We start from the raw sequence: 15,539 nt of genomic DNA, 5'->3' as shown, positions 1-15,539 counted from the left end.
ACCGGCGGTGGGAGTGGCACACTGCCCGGTTGCGGGGATTGCCCTCCCGATGCCTTCGCGCCAGGACGCGGAGCGACGAATATCCAGTGCCGGCCGCGAGCGGGCACCTTGATGCCTAACCTTGCCGCCCGGCCCGGCGGCGCAGATTGAGAAGAGGATTGACCGTGCATAAAGTCGTGATCAGCGGAACCGGCCTGTATACCCCGCCGTTCAGCATCTCCAACGATGAACTGGTGGAATCCTTCAACAGCTACGTCCGCAGTCACAACGAGCAGCACGCCGAAGCCATCGCCAAGGGCGAGATGGAGCCGCTGGCCGAGTCCAGCTCCGCGTTCATCGAGAAGGCCTCCGGCATCAAGAGCCGCTTCGTGGTGAACAAGGAGGGCATCCTCGATCCGCAGCGCATGACGCCGCGCATCCCGGAGCGTTCCAACGAAGACTGGGGCATTCTCTGCGAGATGGCTGCCGCTGCCGCCAAACAGGCGCTGCAACGCGCCGGCCGCACTCCCGCGGATATCGACGGGGTGATCGTCGCCTGCTCCAACCTGCAGCGCGCCTACCCGGCCGTGGCCATCGAAGTGCAGGCCGCCCTCGGCATCCAGGGTTTTGGCTACGACATGAACGTCGCCTGCTCCTCGGCCACCTTCGGCATCCAGGCCGCGGTCAACAGCGTGCAGCTGGGCCAGGCCCGCGCGATCCTCATGGTCAACCCGGAGATCTGCACCGGTCACCTGAACTTCCGCGATCGCGACAGCCACTTCATCTTCGGTGACGCCGCCACCGCGGTGGTCATCGAGCGTGCCGACCAGGCCACCAGCGAGCATCAGTTCGAGGTGGTGGGCACCAAGCTGCTGACGCAGTTCTCCAACAACATCCGCAACAACTTCGGCTTCCTCAACCGCGCCGCGGAAGAGGGCATCGGCACCCGCGACAAGCTGTTCGTGCAGGAAGGCCGCAAGGTGTTCAAGGACGTTTGCCCGATGGTGGCCGAGCTGATCGGCGAGCACCTGGCGCAGAACGATATCCCGGTCAGCGACGTGAAGCGCTTCTGGCTGCACCAGGCCAACCTGAACATGAACCTGCTGATCACCCGCAAGCTGCTCGGCCGTGACGCCGAGGCCCACGAAGCGCCGGTGATCCTCGACACCTACGCCAACACCAGCTCGGCCGGTTCGGTCATCGCCTTCCACAAATACCAGGACGACCTGCCCGCCGGTTCCATCGGCGTGCTGAGTTCCTTCGGCGCCGGTTACTCCATCGGCAGCGTGATCCTGCGCAAGCGCTGATCGTGCCCGCCGACGACAGCGAGCTGTTGTCCCGCCTGCTGGCTGGTGACCAGCAGGCCTTCCGCACCCTGGTAGCCACCTACCAGGGCGCGATGCGCGCCGTGGCCATCGCCATCGTCGGCGCCGCCCATGCCGATGAGGTGGTGCAGGACGCCTGGCTCGCTGCCGTGCGCAACCTGGATGGCTTCCAGGGCCGCGCCAGCCTCAAGACCTGGCTGCTGACCATCACCGCCAACACGGCCAAATCCCGCCTGCGCAAGGTGCGCCGCGACGTGTCGCTGGACGACCTGCCCGCGCCCCACGGCAGCCTCGACGAAACCCGCTTCGCCGCCGACGGCCACTGGAGCCCGGCGCCGCTGGCCTGGCACGAGGATTCGCCCGAGGCCCTGCTGGCCGAGGACGAGCTGCGCCAATGCCTGGAAAAGACCCTGCTGAGCCTCTCCGAACTGCAGCGCAGCGTGTTGCTGCTGCGTGAACGTCAGGGCCTGGAGCTGGAGGAGATCTGTAATCTGCTGGAGGTTTCGCTCTCCAATGTCCGGGTACTGCTGCACCGTGCGCGGCTGAAGGTGTTCGCCACCGTGGAGCATTTCGAGGAGACCGGGGAATGCTGACCTGCAAGGAACTGGTGGCGCGCTCCAGCGACCTGCTGGACGAACAGCTGGGCTGGCGCGAGAAGCTCGCGCTGCGCCGGCACCTGCTGCTGTGCCGCCACTGCCGGCGCTACCTGCGGCAGATGCGCCTGGCCCAGGCCACCCTGCGCCTGCTGCCGGAACCGCCGCGCCCTGACTCGGAACGCCTGGCTGACCACCTCGCGGAATTGCGCCGGGACAGCGCGCGGGGCTGAGCCGCGGGTCGCTCTTGCGTTGGGGTGACAGTAAGCAACTGTTTTCTTCTGGAGGAGTCCGTGCCGATGCCTCCCCTCACCTCAGCCCTCTCCCTCCGGGAGAGGGCGCAGTCCGAGCCGACTGGCGCCAAGGTTTCATCCTGCGTCGAACGGTCCCCTCTCCCCCGGGAGAGGGTTAGGTGAGGGCCAACCCGAGCGCAGACAGATCTCGTAGGAGCGGACCTTGTCCGCGAAAATCCGATGGCGTGCCCTGAACGATCGGCGCGAAGCGCACCCCATCGCGGACGGAGTCCGCTCCTACGAGGGGTTCACCACCGGTGCAGGTGCTTGCGCCCGCCACGCCTCCAACCCACCCGACAGCGCCCAGGTGCGCGGGTGTCCGAAGGCCTGCAACCGCTCCGCCAGCATCGCGGCGGAGAGTTCGTGGGGGCAGGCGCAGTAGATCACCACGTCCTTGTCCGCCAGGCTGTCGCCCAGCTCATCCAGTGCGCCGTCCAGGCTGAAGGCGATGGAGCCGGGGATCGCTTCGTCATCGAACTGCGCCCGCACGTCGAGAATCAGCGGCGGCTCGCCGGCATCCAGGCGTGCCCGCAGTTCGTCGACGCTGATGCGTGGAATCCGTGCCGTGCGCTTGAGCAGGCTGAAGCGCTGCCAGAGCTTCCAGGCGATGAACAGGCCGAAGGCGCCCAGCAGCACTGCGATTCCCACACTGGCGTATTCGGTGAGCAACGCGAGGATGCGGTCCACTGCGCTGCTGAAGATGCTCCCGAGCAGCAGTGCCGAGCCGGCCCAGAGCGCCGCGCCGGCGCAGTCGTAGGCGAGGAAGCGCACCAGTGGCGTGCGTGTCATGCCGGCCATGGTGGTGGTCAGCGCGCTGGCGCCCGGCAGGAAGCGCGAGATCAATAGCGCGCGCGGGCCGACGCGCAAATACAGGCTCTGGCTCTGGCGGATGCAACTGTCCGGCGACAGCGACACCTTGCACACGCTGCGCAGCATGAAACCGCCGAAGCGGCGGCCGGCGCCGAACCAGATCAAGTCGGCGATCAGGCAGGCGCACACGGCGACCGCCAGGGCCTGGCCAAGCGGCACGCCGCTGCCCTGCAGAGCCAGGGCGCCCGCGACGATCAGCGCGGGGTAGGCCGGGATCGGCAGGCCCAGTTGTTCCAGCACGACGTTGAAGAACAGCAGGGTAAGGCCGTGTTGCTGGATCAGCGGTTGCAATTCGTGCATCGGAAAGCCTGAGCAGGAAAGGTCGTTCAGGGAAGGGGGACAGCATACCGGCAAAAGGGCTCATCGGAATCGCCCGCAGGCCTAGTCAGCCGCGGCCTGGGACGTTTATGCCATATCGAAATCAAAAGTTCCGCTGTAATAAAAGTTTTATCTACGAGCAACTCCTCTGAAATAACCCCTCGCCAAGATTCCCAGCAACACAAACGGGGGCCGCCAGAACGGCCTGTGCGAGTCCTTGGGGGGCGCGCAGCAGCCAGGCACTCGGCGTGTTCAACGCAAATACCATTAAGGGGAATCTTCGATGATCCGTAAGCACTTCGCCGGTTACGCCGCCACTGCCCTGGCACTGGCCGTTTCCGCCCAGGCTTTCGCAGGCACAGTCACCACCGATGGCGCCGATATCGTGATCAAGACCAAAGGCGGTCTTGAAGTCGGCACCACCGACAAGGAATTCAGCTTCAAGCTCGGTGGCCGTCTGCAAGCGGATTACAGCCGCTTCGATGGTTTCTACACCAAGAACGGCAACAACGGTGACGGCGCCTACTTCCGCCGCGCCTACCTGGAGCTGGGCGGCACTGTCTACAAGGACTGGAAATACCAGATCAACTACGACATGTCCCACAACTCCGGTAACGCTGACAACGGTTACTTCGACGAAGCTTCCTTCAGCTACATCGGCTTCGCCCCGGTGACCCTGAAGTTCGGCCGCTTCGACCCGGACTTCGGTCTGGAAAAAGCCACCAGCTCCAAGTGGGTCACCGCTACCGAGCGTACCTCCGCCTACGAACTGGCTGACTGGATCAACACCCACCAGGACGGCATGGGCGCCCAGGTTGGCGGCGTCGTCGCCAACATGGCTTACCTGGATGCCGGCGTGTACGCCAAGGACGCCGACGATACCGACGGCGACAGCGTCAAGCAGTTCAACTTCCGTGGTGTGTTCGCGCCGCTGAACACCGACGGCAACGTGCTGCACGTGGGCGTGGACTACGCCTACCGTGACCTGGACGACACCGCCTTCGACTCCCGCATCCGTCCGCGTCTGGGCATGCGTGGTATCGCCACCAACGGCGGTAACGATGCTGGCGACAACGGCAACCGCGCGACCTTTGGCGGCGCCACCCTGAGCCCGGCCGGTTCCTACAAGGACGACTCCACCTGGGGTGCTGAATTCGCCTACGCCATCGGCCCGTTCTCCGCTCAGGCCGAATACCTGAAGCGCAAGCTGAAGGCTGATGCCGACGCTTACCAGGACATCAAGGCTGACGGCTACTACGGCCAGCTGGCGTACACCATTACCGGTGAATCCCGCGCGTACAAGCTCGATGGCGCCAAGTTCGACACCATCAAGCCGGCCAACAAGGAAATCGGTGCGTGGGAAGTCTTCTACCGTTACGACCACATCAAGGTCGATGACCCGAACGTGGTGGTTGCCACCGCCACCCGCGACGTGGGCGACACCAAGGCCAGCACCAACACCGTCGGTGTGAACTGGTACGCCAACGAAGCGGTGAAGGTCTCCCTGGACTACGTCCACGTCAGCACCGACGGCATCCGCAACGCCAATGGCGACGACGACGGCAACGGCGTCGTCACCCGCCTGCAGTACGTGTTCTAAGAAACACAGTTCTACCGTTTGACTCCTTTGTGTGAACCCCCGCTTCGGCGGGGGTTTTTTATGGCTTCGGGAAAACATCTTCCGAATGAATCGTCATGCTGCTCCTTACGTAGGAGCGGATTCATCCGCGATCGGGTGGGCCTCGCGCGGCGGCTGGCCATCGCGGACGGAGTCCGCTCCTACGGCCTTGCTGCCTCAGCGAAATCCGGGCCCGGCCGGCCGCCGGTGGAATTCGAACTCAAGCAGTTCATCGAACGGGTTGCCCATTTCCAGCCGCGTCCAGCCCAGCTTGAGAAGGAAAGCCAGCGCCCCCGGGTTGTCCGGCCGCACGCTGGCCCTCCAGAGCGGGCTGCCCTGCAATTCGCGGCGATTCATCACCAGCCCCATTACCGCGCGTCCGATGCCGGAGCCGCGCAGTGGTGGGCGTACGGCAAGGTCGGTGACGAAGTAATACGGATGCGCCGGGCTGGGCAGGTTGATCCCCACCACCGCGACCAACTCTTCGCCTCGCAGGATGCTGTACAGCGCCCTGTCCGGATCGACCAGCCCTTGTTCCATCCAGACGCGGTCCATGGGGCCCAACTGCGCATCGAGTACCGGGTCGGCGAACCAGCTTTCGTACGGCGGAAGGTCCTTTGCCTGGAAAGGTCGGATCTGCATGCGGTCGCTCTCGGGTGCAGCTTTGGGAAGTTTCACACTCGCATCCACTGGGCGATTGCGTCAATCGACCCTGAGCGCTCCCGTCATTGAGGCCGCGCGCAGCCAGCACCTACGCTGCGGGCACTCAACCCACCGGGAGTCGACCATGCTGCGCAATCACTTCGAGACCGAGCACAACCTGTTCCGCGATGCGTTCCGATCCTTCCTCGACAGGGAAGTGGTGCCTCACCAGGAGGAATGGGAGGAAGCCGGCGTGGTGGACCGCAATGTCTGGCGCAAGGCGGGGGAGATGGGCTTCCTGTTGCCCTGGGCGGAAGAGGAGTACGGCGGAACCGCGCTGAAGGATTTCCGATACGAACAGATCATGTGCGAGGAACTGGCCGCCATCAACGAGCCGGGCTTCATGATCCCGCTGCACTCGGCACTGTGCGGCCCCTACATCGCCGAATACGGCAACGCCGAGCAGAAGGCTCGCTGGCTACCGGGGATCATCCGCGGCGAGAGCATCCTCGCGGTGGCGATGACCGAGCCGTCGGCCGGCTCCGACCTCGCCGGGATGCGCACCACGGCGGTGGACAAGGGCGACCACTTCGTCCTCAACGGCTCCAAGGTGTTCATCTCCAATGGTTTGCTGGCGGACCTGGTGATCGTCGCGGCCAAGACCGATCCGTCGAACAAGCACGCCATGGGCCTGTTCGTGGTCGAACGCGGCATGGAGGGCTTCGAGCGTGGACGCAATCTGAAGAAGCTGGGCATGAAGAGCCAGGACACCGCCGAGTTGTTCTTCAACAATGTGAAGGTGCCGAAGGAAAACCTGCTGGGCGACGCCAAGGGTGGCTTCTTCTACCTCATGAACATGCTCGCCCAGGAGCGCCTGACCAACGCCTGTGGCGCGGTGGCCGGCGCCGAGGCGGCGCTGAACGCCACCATCGATTACGTCAAGGAACGCAAGGCGTTCGACCGCCCGGTGGCGCACTTCCAGAACACCCGCTTCAAGCTGGCCGAAATGCGCACGCAGATCGACGTGGCGCAGGTGTTCACCGACCGCTGCGTGATGGACCACAACCAGAAGAAGCTCACCGCCGAAGTGGCCGCCGAAGCCAAGCTGTTCACCACCGAGCTGCTGTGCAAGGTAGTCGACGAAGGCGTGCAACTGCACGGCGGCTGGGGTTACATGTGGGAGTATCCGATCTGCAAGATGTACGCGAACGCGCGCATCCAGCGCATCTTCGCCGGTACCTCGGAGATCATGAAAGAGATCATCAGCCGCGGCATGAAGCTCTGAAGTCGCGGCGCCACGCATCGATTGAGCGAAACAGGAGTGCCCATGAACGGCCCGCTCGCGTCCCTGAAGATCCTCGATTTCTCCACGTTGCTGCCGGGGCCGTTCGCCTCGCTGCTGCTGGCCGACATGGGCGCCCAGGTGCTGCGGGTGGAGTCGCCCTCGCGCATGGACCTGGTGCGCGTGCTGCCGCCCCATGTGGATGGCACCTCCGCCAGCCACGCCTACCTCAACCGCAACAAACGCTGCATCGCGCTGGACCTCAAGCAGGCCGAGGCGGTAGAGGTGGTGAAGCAGCTCGTGCAGGAATACGACATCGTGCTGGAGCAGTTCCGTCCCGGCGTGATGGACAAGCTGGGTGTGGGCTACGAGGCGCTCAAGGCGATCAATCCGAAGCTGATCTACGTGTCGATCACCGGCTACGGCCAGACCGGGCCGCTGCGTGACCGCGCCGGGCACGACATCAACTACCTGGCCCTGGCAGGCGTCGCCAGCTACACCGGGCGCCGCGAGAGCGGCCCGCTGCCGCTGGGCGTGCAACTGGCGGACATCGGTGGCGGCTCGCTGCACGGCGTGATGGGCCTGCTGGCGGCGGTCATCCACCGGCAGCAGACGGGGGAGGGGCAGCAGGTGGATGTCAGCATGACCGACTGCGCCTTCAGCCTGCACGGCATGGCCGGCGCGGGTTACCTCGCCGCTGGCGTCGAGCCGGAGATGGAAGGTCTCGCGCTCAACGGCGGGAGCTTCTACGACTACTACCGCACTCGCGATGGCCGCTGGTTCTCGGTGGGCAGCCTGGAGCCGCAGTTCATGCAGCAATTCTGCGCCGCCATCGGGCGTCCGGAGCTGGCCGCGCGCGGGCTGTCGCCCAAGACCGAGGATCAGCAGGCGCTCAAGCGCGAGATCGCCATCGCCTTCGAGAAGCACGATTTCAGCGAATGGCAGGCGCGCTTCGCCGCACTGGACGCCTGCGTCGAACCGATGCTGTCGATTGCCGAAGCGGTGGAGCATCCGCAGCTGCGCGAGCGTGGCGTTGTCACCCAGGTGCCCACTGGGCAGGGTGGCGAGCAGCGGCAGATCGCCTGCCCGATCCGCTTTTCCGCCGGTCTGCCCGACCCCCGCCATATCGGCGCCGCGCTGGGCGCGCACACGGCCGAGGTGATGGCGGAGCTGGGGTATACCGACGAGCAGGTCGCAGCGCTCAAGTCGGCGAAGGTCATCGCCTGAGCCGCTTCACTCGCGGCGGGTTTCGCCGGTGAAGATCAGCGTCGCGCGGCAGCGCCGGCAGTAGTAACGGCGCCCCTGGGCGACCAGGTTATGGCGCTGGGCGGAGAAGGGGAATTCATTGCCTTCGCCGCAGTGGCAGCGATACAGGTAGCGGGTGGAGCGGCGGCGCTTGATCTCATAGGTGTGGCAGCGATCAGGCGGCAGGCCGTAGATGCCGCGCATGATCAGCTGCCACTCCTCGCCATGCGGGCGGATGCGCGGGCCGAACATCTGGTGGGCGATCAGGTGGGCCACTTCATGGGCCACGGTCTGCTGGAGGAAGTGGTCGTGGTTTTCCCGGTACAGCTGCGGGTTGAAGCGCAGCAGGTTTTCATCGAGATGGGCGACGCCGGCCTTCTGGCCGCGTAGCCGGAAGCTCACTTCCGGGCGGGGAAAGCGCCGCTGGAAGAAGGCTTCGGCCTGCTGGTAGCAGGCTTCGACGCGAGCGTTGAGCTGTTCAGGCATACAGTGGTTCTCCGACGGGGGCAGATTATGCCGCAGTCGAAGCGCCGGTGGAGGATTTCTCGCCGCCGCTCGTCCGGGGTGCAGATTCAGGCAAGCGCGGCGAGTTTCAGGCAAGACTGCTCTTGGTAGGAGCGAGCTTGCTCGCGAACCACTCAGCGATGAAGCCACCGGCGAGCATGGCTCGCGAGCAAGCTCGCTCCTACGAAAAGCCAAAAAGAAACCGGGCCACTGAGGGCCCGGTTCTTTTGCACAGAACAGGATCAGGTGTATTCCGGGCCGACGCCGCTGCCCCAGAGGATGACGGACAGCGCCATCATCGCCACCAGCACCACCAGTCCCACCGCCAGCACCGAGCTGGAGAACAGGAAGCCTTCATCCTTGGGAATGTTCATGAAGGTCGGGATGCCGACGTAGAGCAGGTAGACCGTGTAGCAGATCGCCGCGGTGCCGATGATCATCCCCAGCCACAGGTGTGGATAGAGCGCCGCCAGCCCGCCGATGAACAGCGGCGTCGCGGTGTACGCGGCGAACACGATGCATTGGGTCAGCGATGGCGAGGCGTCGTAGGTGCGCGCCATCCAGTGGATGAAGGCGCCCATCACGGCCACACCGGCGAGCATGGCGATGTACGTCATGATGGTCAGCTGGATCGCACTGGCGGCGGTCAGCTTGACCGGTCCCGCATTGCCGAGAACCCAGCCCACCTGCGTCGTGCCGATGTAGGCGGAAATGACCGGGATGGCAGCGAGGATCAGGACGTGGGTCAGGTACATGTGGCTAATGGATTCTTCCTCGCCACGGATTTCCTGCCATTCCTGATCGGGATGGGTGAAGAGCCCCCACACATGATGGATCATGTCAGCATTCTCCTCTTCTTATAGAAGGTCGCCCCCCAGCGAGGCGCCGAGTGCGCGTAGCCAGCGACATCCGGTGCCCGGCCGACCTATGCGACCTTAAGTCGCAGTATAGGAATGGCTGGAAGGCACGTCGTCTGTGGGGTTAGAGCAAATGGAAGCTTCACGGGCGGCTGTAATAGCGCTCCAGAATTTCCATCGCCTTGTTGATCGACTGCAGGCGCGTGGTGCTGCCACCCCGATCCGGGTGGTGCTGGCTCACCAACTGCCGGTAGCGCAGCTTGATCAGGGCATAATCGACTGGCCCGTCCTCCAGTTCGAACAGCGCCAGCGCAGCCGCTTTCTCCTCGTTGCCCTGCATGCGCGTCCAGAAGCTTTTCAGCATTTTCTCGACGTCTAGTTCACTTGTTTCCTTCAGGTGTTTCTCGTCCAGATAGTAGGAACGCAGCACATCCTGCTCGCCGAGCGCCTGCGCGCCACGCATATAAGGCGAGAGACGAATCTGCAGCGGGCCGATTTCCAGGTGCGCGGCATTTTCCGCCCAGAGCCGGTCACGCAGCCGATACAGCGCGTTGAAGACGAGGAAATGCGTGCGGAACAGCACCAGCTTGTCGGTCAGCGGCAGGTTGGGCACATGGGTGCAATGCCGAGCCTTCAACTGCTGGATCAGCTGGAATTCGGAGATTCCTTCAGGGGCTTCCCTCAGCAGCTCCAGGAGCTGGTCCGTCAGGTCAAGGGAAGGATCGAGATCGGGCGTCATGCTGTCAGATTAGCAGCAGCCCGATGGAGGGGCTGGGGTATGCGTCGCTTTGCGCGTAAAATGACCGGCTTTTCGTCTTGCCCTTCGGATTCCAGAGCACCATGGCCAGCACCCTTTCGGTCAACCAGAACAAACTGCAGAAACGCCTGCGCCGCCAGGTTGGCGAAGCGGTCACCGACTTCAACATGATCGAGGACGGCGACAAGGTGATGGTCTGCCTGTCCGGCGGCAAGGACAGCTACACCCTGCTGGACATCCTGCTGTACCTGCAGAAGGTGGCGCCGATCCAGTTCGAGATCGTTGCGGTGAACATGGACCAGAAGCAGCCCGGCTTCCCCGAGCACGTGCTGCCGCAGTACCTGGAGTCCATCGGCGTGCCGTACCACATCATCGAGAAGGACACCTACTCGGTGGTGAAGGAGAAAATCCCGGAGGGCAAGACCACCTGCTCCCTGTGCTCGCGCCTGCGTCGTGGCACTCTTTATACCTACGCCGACGAGATCGGTGCGACCAAGATGGCGCTGGGGCACCACCGCGACGACATCCTGGAAACCTTCTTCCTCAATATGTTCTACGGCGGCACCCTCAAGGCCATGCCGCCCAAGCTGTTGTCCGACGACGGTCGCAACGTGGTGATCCGCCCGCTGGCGTACTGCAACGAGAAGGACATCGAGGCCTACTCGGTGCTCAAGGAATTCCCAATCATCCCCTGCAACCTGTGCGGTTCGCAGGAGAACCTGCAGCGCCAGGTGGTCAAGGAAATGCTGCTGGACTGGGAGCGCAAGTCGCCGGGGCGCACCGAGATCATGTTCCGCGCGCTGCAGAACGTCGTGCCGTCGCAACTGGCCGACCGCAACCTGTTCGACTTCAACAGCCTGCGCATCGACGAGACCGCCACCCCGCGCTTCCTCGACGTGATGAACCTGTAATTCCCCTGCAAGGACGCCCGATGCGCGATTACCCGTGGCTGTACGAATACTGCCTGAACCGCTTCGGCTCGGTCGAAGCGCTGGAAGCCCGGCTGCCGCAGGCCAGGACGCCGGCCGAACTGGCGGCGGTGAGTGATGATCGCTACCTGTCGCTGATCAGCCTGCGTATCTTCCGCGCTGGCCTCAAGCACAGCCTGGTGGACGCCAAGTGGTCGGCCTTCGAGGAGGTTTTCTTCGGCTTCGATCCGGAGAAGGTCGTGCTCATGGGCGGCGAGCGCCTGGAAAACCTGATGCAGGATGCCCGGCTGATCCGCCACCTGGGCAAGCTCAAGAGCGTGCCACGCAATGCCCAGTTCGTCCTGGACATTGCCCGCGAATACGGCAGCTTTGGCAAGCTGCTGGCGCAGTGGCCGTCCAGCGACATCGTGGGGTTGTGGAAGCTGCTGGCCAAGCGCGGCAACCAGTTGGGCGGCATGTCCGCGCCGCGCTTCCTGCGCATGGCCGGCAAGGATACCTTCGTCCTCAGCGACGACGTCGTCGCCGCGCTCAAGGCCCAGGAGATCGTCGACAAGGCGCCGACCAGCCAGAAAGACCTGGCCCAGGTCCAGGCGGCCTTCAATACCTGGCAGGAACAAAGCGGCCGTCCGCTGTGCCATATCTCGATGATGCTGTCGTACACGGTCAACCACTGACGCGCGGCCTGGCCGCAGGGGAGGGCGCATGGATTCGGCGATCGAACGCACTGGCGCGGCACTGGCGCGCGCCGAGCGCATCCTGGTGATTACCGGCGCCGGGCTCTCCGCCGACTCCGGCATGCCTACCTATCGCGGCCTGGGCGGCTTGTACAACGGCCGCACCGCGGAAGGGATACCCATCGAGGTCGCGATCTCCGGCCCGATGCTGCAGAAGGACCCGGCGCTGTGCTGGAAGTACCTGGCCGAGTTGGGCAAGGCCTGCCTGAATGCGCAACCCAATGCCGGCCACGATGCCATCGCCGAGTTGCAACGGCTCAAGCCGCAGTGCTGGGTGCTGACGCAGAACATCGATGGCTTCCACCGCCGGGCCGGCTCGCCGCCGGAACGGCTGATCGAGATTCATGGCCAGCTGGCGCCGCTGTACTGCCAGTCGTGCGGGCTGGAGAGCGCCGAGCTGGCCGCGCACCTGGACGGCCGACTGCCGCCGACATGCGCCCGCTGCGCCGGTGTTTTGCGCCCGCCGGTGGTGCTGTTCGAAGAGATGCTGCCCGAAGAGGCGATCGACACCCTGTACGCGCAACTGCACAAGGGATTCGACGCCGTGCTGCTGGTGGGAACCACCGCGAGCTTCCCCTATATCATCGAGCCGGTGCTGCGCACGCGGGAAGCGGGAGGCTTCACTGCCGAGGTGAATCCAGGACTGACCGACCTCAGTTCCGTGGTCGAAGAAAGAATGGTGGGTCGAGCCTTAGACATTATGCCGCGCCTGCTGGGTCACATTCCGCGATAAAAAACTTGCATTAGCCCCATTGAGCGGGCAAATTACCCCGCTATTAAATGGAACTAATGAGACACGGTCGTGCCCATGCTTAAACGCTTCGCACCCCTCGTGCCCATGAGTTTCGTTCTGCTGCTGGCCGCTTGTGCCAGCCATTCGCCGGAATCGCAGCCGAACCAGGTCGCTTCAACGCCTGCCACTCGAGCCGCGATCCAGGCTAACCAGCACAAGATAGCGCTGGTGAATGAGTCGCAGGACGAGGGGGCCAAAAACGATAACGGCAGTTCGACTGCCCATGTATCCGACATTCTCGACCGCGCGTTCTCGCTGATCGGTACGCCGTACCGCTTTGGTGGGAAATCCGAGCGGACGGGCTTCGATTGCAGCGGCTTCGTGGGCTACCTGTTCCGCGAAGAAGCGGGCATCAGCCTGCCGCGCTCCACGCGTGAGATGATCAACATGGACGTCCCGCTGGTCTCCAAAGAAGACCTGCAGCCGGGCGACCTGATCTTCTTCAACAACCGTGGTCGCGGTAGCGTCAGCCACGCCGGCATCTATATCGGCGATGGCCAGTTCATCCACTCCGCCAGCCGCCGCGGCGGTGGTGTACGGGTGGACAGCCTGGACGAGAGCTACTGGCGCCTGAGCTACATGGAAGCCAAGCGCGTACTCGAGCCTGGCTACGAGCCGAAGACGGCGACCCGCTAAACTTAAAGTTTTACTTTAAGTATTGCGTTCAAGTCGCTGTTGATACAAAGTGATGGCACTCCTTGACGGGATGCCATCACATGCTCGTTCCTCAGCGCATCGTTCTTCTCGCTATTCTCGCCTCGCTGGCCGCCTGCGCCAGCCGCACACCGCCGTCCCCACCCCCTGTGGTGAATGCGCCCGCCGCTCCCGTCTACAACACCCAGGCTGCTGACGATGTGCTGATCCGCGCGATTGGCCTGGTCGGTACGCCCTACCGCTGGGGTGGCAATACGCCCGACGGCGGTTTTGATTGCAGCGGCCTGATCGGCTACGTCTACCGCGACGCCACCGGCCTGATGCTGCCGCGTTCCACTCGCGAGATGATTACCATGCGCGCGCCCACCGTTGGCCGCGAATCCCTGCAGAGCGGCGACCTCGTGTTCTTCGCCACCAGTGGTGGACGGGGTGTCAGTCATGCGGGTATCTATGTCGGCGACGGGCGCTTCGTGCACGCGCCCAGAACGGGCGGAACCGTACGCCTGGACAGCCTCGACAGCGCCTATTGGCAAAAGGCATTCCTCGAAGCCAAGCGCGTCCTCGCCGTGCAGAGTCTCGCCCTCCATCCCTGATTCTCAGGAGGGCCCATGACCACTCGCACGCTGAGTCTCGACGACTCCCTCTACCAGTACCTTCTCGACGTCTCCCTGCGCGACTCGCCCGTCAAGGCTCGCCTGCGCGCCGAGACCGCCAACCTGCCCACGTCCCGCTGGCAGGTCGCCCCCGAGCAAGGGCAATTCCTCGCCCTGCTGGTCAGGCTGATCGGCGCGAAGCGAGTCCTCGAAATCGGCACCTTCACCGGCTACAGCACCTTGTGCATGGCCGAAGCCTTGCCCGACGGCGGCCATATCCTGTGTTGCGACCTGCCGGGGGACTACAACGACATCGCGCGCCATTACTGGCATGACGCCGGCGTCGATTTGCGCATCGAACTGCGCCTCGGGCCAGCGCTCACCACGCTGGAGGCGCTGATAGCCGGCGACCAGCACGGCAGCTTCGACCTGGTCTTCATCGATGCGGACAAGGCCAACTACCCCGCTTACCTCGAACACGCGCTGACCTTGCTGCGCGTCGGCGGCCTGGCGGTGTTCGACAACGTGCTGTGGAGCGGGCGGGTGTTGGAAGCGAACCCCGAGAGCGCGGATACCCGTGCCATTCAGCAATTCAACCTGGCGCTGAAGCGGGACGAGCGCGTGGACTATTCCCTGGTGCCGATCGGCGACGGCATGAGTCTTTGCCGCAAGCGTTGAGCGCCACCGGACAGAAAAAAGGCACGCCAATCGGCGTGCCTTTTTCGTTACCAGCGCCTGGATCAGGCCACATCCACCAGAATCACTTCGCTGTCTTCCAGCGCCGTGACCTTGACGACGGTCTCGTCGGAGATGGCGGCGCCGTCGCGGGCCAGCAGTTCGATGCCGTTGACCTCGACCTTGCCCACCGCGGGCACCAGATAGGCGCGGCGATCACTGCCCAACTCGTACTCGGCGATCTGGCCGGCCTTCAGCGTGGCGGCGACCAGGCGGCCTTCGGCGCGGATGCGCAGGGCGTCGGCGTCGTTCTCATAGCCGCTGGCCAGCGTCACGAAGCGCCCGGCGCGGTCGCCCTTCGGGAAGGGTTTGGCGCCCCAGGACGGCGTGCCGCCGCGTACCGAGGGGATAATCCAGATCTGGAAGATCTTGGTGACATCCTTCTCCAGGTTGTACTCGGAGTGCACGATTCCCGAGCCTGCGCTCATCACCTGCACGTCGCCCGCTTCGGTACGGCCCTTGTTGCCCAGGCTGTCCTGGTGGGTGATCGCACCCTGGCGGACATAGGTGATGATTTCCATCTCGCGGTGCGGGTGCGGCGGGAAGCCAGTGCCGGCGGCGATTTCGTCATCGTTCCAGACGCGGAGGTTTCCCCAGTCCATACGCTCGGGGTCGTAGTACTCGGCGAAGGAGAAATGGTGCTTGGCGTTGAGCCAGCCGTGGTTGGCGCCGCCGAGTTGTTGGAAGGGTCTGCGTTCGATCATGACTTAGTCCTCATGGGGCGCGGCTGGCCGGTGGGCCAGTCCGCGCGGTTCATGGGGCTATCTTCTCGCGCAGATGATCGATAAAAAAGCGCAAATATCGGCAGATATTAATCT

Annotated in this window: 18 protein-coding genes; 12 read left to right on the top strand and 6 right to left on the bottom strand. The window is 64.2% G+C overall.

Translation table 11 applies throughout. The annotated features are described in order from the left end of the window. Nucleotides 1–164: 164 nt before the first annotated feature. Genes ACNFIA_RS04995 through ACNFIA_RS04985 form a run of 3 tightly spaced genes read left to right on the top strand, consistent with a single transcriptional unit; the run spans nucleotide 165 to nucleotide 2,130 of the window. Nucleotides 165–1,286, top strand: coding sequence for a beta-ketoacyl-ACP synthase III (locus ACNFIA_RS04995; RefSeq protein ID WP_259753427.1), 1,122 nt, complete (start codon nucleotides 165–167; stop codon nucleotides 1,284–1,286). 2 nt (nucleotides 1,287–1,288) lie between these two features. Further along, complete coding sequence (locus ACNFIA_RS04990) at nucleotides 1,289–1,897, top strand: RNA polymerase sigma factor (RefSeq protein ID WP_259753428.1); 609 nt, start codon at nucleotides 1,289–1,291, stop codon at nucleotides 1,895–1,897. After that, the gene (locus ACNFIA_RS04985; RefSeq protein ID WP_416783213.1) at nucleotides 1,891–2,130 is read left to right on the top strand and encodes a zf-HC2 domain-containing protein; all 240 of its coding nucleotides are present in this window, start codon (nucleotides 1,891–1,893) and stop codon (nucleotides 2,128–2,130) included. The genes ACNFIA_RS04990 and ACNFIA_RS04985 overlap by 7 nt, the downstream gene beginning before the upstream one ends. Nucleotides 2,131–2,427: 297 nt before the next feature. On the opposite strand, the gene ACNFIA_RS04980 is transcribed toward ACNFIA_RS04985, so the two are convergent. Beyond that, nucleotides 2,428–3,360 carry a DedA family protein/thiosulfate sulfurtransferase GlpE gene (locus tag ACNFIA_RS04980; protein ID WP_416783211.1) on the bottom strand — a complete coding sequence of 311 codons (933 nt, stop codon included), beginning with the start codon at nucleotides 3,358–3,360 and terminating at the stop codon, nucleotides 2,428–2,430. Between the two features lie 301 nt (nucleotides 3,361–3,661). Between ACNFIA_RS04980 and ACNFIA_RS04975 the strand changes: the two genes are divergently transcribed. Beyond that, on the top strand, nucleotides 3,662–4,978 hold the full coding sequence (locus ACNFIA_RS04975) for an OprO/OprP family phosphate-selective porin (RefSeq protein WP_259753431.1): 1,317 nt from the start codon (nucleotides 3,662–3,664) through the stop codon (nucleotides 4,976–4,978). 195 nt (nucleotides 4,979–5,173) lie between these two features. Here ACNFIA_RS04975 and ACNFIA_RS04970 read toward each other — a convergent pair whose 3' ends face one another. After that, on the bottom strand, nucleotides 5,174–5,674 hold the full coding sequence (locus ACNFIA_RS04970; RefSeq protein ID WP_416783210.1) for a GNAT family N-acetyltransferase: 501 nt from the start codon (nucleotides 5,672–5,674) through the stop codon (nucleotides 5,174–5,176). Nucleotides 5,675–5,783: 109 nt separating this feature from the next. On the opposite strand from ACNFIA_RS04970, the gene ACNFIA_RS04965 reads away from it, so the two are divergent. Together ACNFIA_RS04965 and ACNFIA_RS04960 are read left to right on the top strand one after the other, a co-directional pair. After that, nucleotides 5,784–6,923 carry an acyl-CoA dehydrogenase family protein gene (locus tag ACNFIA_RS04965; RefSeq protein WP_416783209.1) on the top strand — a complete coding sequence of 380 codons (1,140 nt, stop codon included), beginning with the start codon at nucleotides 5,784–5,786 and terminating at the stop codon, nucleotides 6,921–6,923. 42 nt (nucleotides 6,924–6,965) lie between these two features. Continuing rightward, nucleotides 6,966–8,147, top strand: a complete 1,182-nt coding sequence (locus tag ACNFIA_RS04960) for a CaiB/BaiF CoA transferase family protein (RefSeq protein WP_416783208.1) — start codon at nucleotides 6,966–6,968, stop codon at nucleotides 8,145–8,147. A gap of 6 nt (nucleotides 8,148–8,153) precedes the next feature. On the opposite strand, the gene ACNFIA_RS04955 is transcribed toward ACNFIA_RS04960, so the two are convergent. From ACNFIA_RS04955 to ACNFIA_RS04945, 3 genes are all read right to left on the bottom strand, one after another. Continuing rightward, nucleotides 8,154–8,651 carry a SprT family zinc-dependent metalloprotease gene (locus tag ACNFIA_RS04955; RefSeq protein ID WP_259753435.1) on the bottom strand — a complete coding sequence of 166 codons (498 nt, stop codon included), beginning with the start codon at nucleotides 8,649–8,651 and terminating at the stop codon, nucleotides 8,154–8,156. A gap of 260 nt (nucleotides 8,652–8,911) precedes the next feature. Further along, nucleotides 8,912–9,508, bottom strand: a complete 597-nt coding sequence (locus tag ACNFIA_RS04950; RefSeq protein ID WP_259753436.1) for a Yip1 family protein — start codon at nucleotides 9,506–9,508, stop codon at nucleotides 8,912–8,914. Between the two features lie 160 nt (nucleotides 9,509–9,668). After that, nucleotides 9,669–10,265 (bottom strand): DNA-J related domain-containing protein, encoded by a 597-nt coding sequence (locus ACNFIA_RS04945; RefSeq protein WP_416783206.1) that lies wholly within the window; start codon nucleotides 10,263–10,265, stop codon nucleotides 9,669–9,671. A 101-nt stretch (nucleotides 10,266–10,366) separates the two neighbouring features. On the opposite strand from ACNFIA_RS04945, the gene ttcA reads away from it, so the two are divergent. From ttcA to ACNFIA_RS04915, 6 genes are all read left to right on the top strand, one after another. Continuing rightward, a complete protein-coding gene (gene ttcA / locus ACNFIA_RS04940; RefSeq protein ID WP_259753453.1) occupies nucleotides 10,367–11,194 on the top strand; it encodes a tRNA 2-thiocytidine(32) synthetase TtcA in 828 nt (275 codons plus the stop codon). 20 nt (nucleotides 11,195–11,214) lie between these two features. Then, on the top strand, nucleotides 11,215–11,886 hold the full coding sequence (locus ACNFIA_RS04935) for a DNA-3-methyladenine glycosylase I (RefSeq protein ID WP_416783205.1): 672 nt from the start codon (nucleotides 11,215–11,217) through the stop codon (nucleotides 11,884–11,886). A gap of 28 nt (nucleotides 11,887–11,914) precedes the next feature. Then, nucleotides 11,915–12,679 carry an NAD-dependent deacylase gene (locus tag ACNFIA_RS04930; protein WP_416783204.1) on the top strand — a complete coding sequence of 255 codons (765 nt, stop codon included), beginning with the start codon at nucleotides 11,915–11,917 and terminating at the stop codon, nucleotides 12,677–12,679. Nucleotides 12,680–12,748: 69 nt separating this feature from the next. Then, nucleotides 12,749–13,375, top strand: a complete 627-nt coding sequence (locus tag ACNFIA_RS04925; RefSeq protein ID WP_416783203.1) for a C40 family peptidase — start codon at nucleotides 12,749–12,751, stop codon at nucleotides 13,373–13,375. Between the two features lie 80 nt (nucleotides 13,376–13,455). Beyond that, nucleotides 13,456–13,986 carry a C40 family peptidase gene (locus ACNFIA_RS04920; RefSeq protein ID WP_259753457.1) on the top strand — a complete coding sequence of 177 codons (531 nt, stop codon included), beginning with the start codon at nucleotides 13,456–13,458 and terminating at the stop codon, nucleotides 13,984–13,986. A gap of 15 nt (nucleotides 13,987–14,001) precedes the next feature. Next, complete coding sequence (locus ACNFIA_RS04915) at nucleotides 14,002–14,664, top strand: O-methyltransferase (RefSeq protein WP_416783202.1); 663 nt, start codon at nucleotides 14,002–14,004, stop codon at nucleotides 14,662–14,664. Between the two features lie 62 nt (nucleotides 14,665–14,726). Here the strand turns inward: ACNFIA_RS04915 and ACNFIA_RS04910 are convergent, their stop codons facing one another. Further along, entirely contained in the window at nucleotides 14,727–15,425 is a 699-nt protein-coding gene (locus ACNFIA_RS04910) for a pirin family protein (RefSeq protein ID WP_416783200.1), read from the bottom strand. Nucleotides 15,426–15,539: the final 114 nt, after the last annotated feature.

Origin of the sequence: Pseudomonas sp. NY15437 (assembly GCF_048068435.1) — a bacterium.
GTDB classification, from domain to species: domain Bacteria; phylum Pseudomonadota; class Gammaproteobacteria; order Pseudomonadales; family Pseudomonadaceae; genus Pseudomonas; species Pseudomonas nitroreducens_B.
This window is presented reverse-complemented; position numbering and strand designations above follow the sequence as displayed.

Excerpts from the sequence above, each read along its gene's own strand:
- ACNFIA_RS04985 (WP_416783213.1), top strand. The coding sequence starts at position 1,891 with ATGCTGACCTGCAAGGAACTGGTGGCGCGCTCCAGCGACCTGCTGGAC.
- ACNFIA_RS04980 (WP_416783211.1), bottom strand. The coding sequence starts at position 3,360 with ATGCACGAATTGCAACCGCTGATCCAGCAACACGGCCTTACCCTGCTG.
- ACNFIA_RS04975 (WP_259753431.1), top strand. The coding sequence starts at position 3,662 with ATGATCCGTAAGCACTTCGCCGGTTACGCCGCCACTGCCCTGGCACTG.
- ACNFIA_RS04965 (WP_416783209.1), top strand. The coding sequence starts at position 5,784 with ATGCTGCGCAATCACTTCGAGACCGAGCACAACCTGTTCCGCGATGCG.
- ACNFIA_RS04960 (WP_416783208.1), top strand. The coding sequence starts at position 6,966 with ATGAACGGCCCGCTCGCGTCCCTGAAGATCCTCGATTTCTCCACGTTG.
- ACNFIA_RS04955 (WP_259753435.1), bottom strand. The coding sequence starts at position 8,651 with ATGCCTGAACAGCTCAACGCTCGCGTCGAAGCCTGCTACCAGCAGGCC.
- ACNFIA_RS04950 (WP_259753436.1), bottom strand. The coding sequence starts at position 9,508 with ATGATCCATCATGTGTGGGGGCTCTTCACCCATCCCGATCAGGAATGG.
- ACNFIA_RS04945 (WP_416783206.1), bottom strand. The coding sequence starts at position 10,265 with ATGACGCCCGATCTCGATCCTTCCCTTGACCTGACGGACCAGCTCCTG.
- ttcA (WP_259753453.1), top strand. The coding sequence starts at position 10,367 with ATGGCCAGCACCCTTTCGGTCAACCAGAACAAACTGCAGAAACGCCTG.
- ACNFIA_RS04935 (WP_416783205.1), top strand. The coding sequence starts at position 11,215 with ATGCGCGATTACCCGTGGCTGTACGAATACTGCCTGAACCGCTTCGGC.
- ACNFIA_RS04930 (WP_416783204.1), top strand. The coding sequence starts at position 11,915 with ATGGATTCGGCGATCGAACGCACTGGCGCGGCACTGGCGCGCGCCGAG.
- ACNFIA_RS04920 (WP_259753457.1), top strand. The coding sequence starts at position 13,456 with ATGCTCGTTCCTCAGCGCATCGTTCTTCTCGCTATTCTCGCCTCGCTG.
- ACNFIA_RS04915 (WP_416783202.1), top strand. The coding sequence starts at position 14,002 with ATGACCACTCGCACGCTGAGTCTCGACGACTCCCTCTACCAGTACCTT.
- ACNFIA_RS04910 (WP_416783200.1), bottom strand. The coding sequence starts at position 15,425 with ATGATCGAACGCAGACCCTTCCAACAACTCGGCGGCGCCAACCACGGC.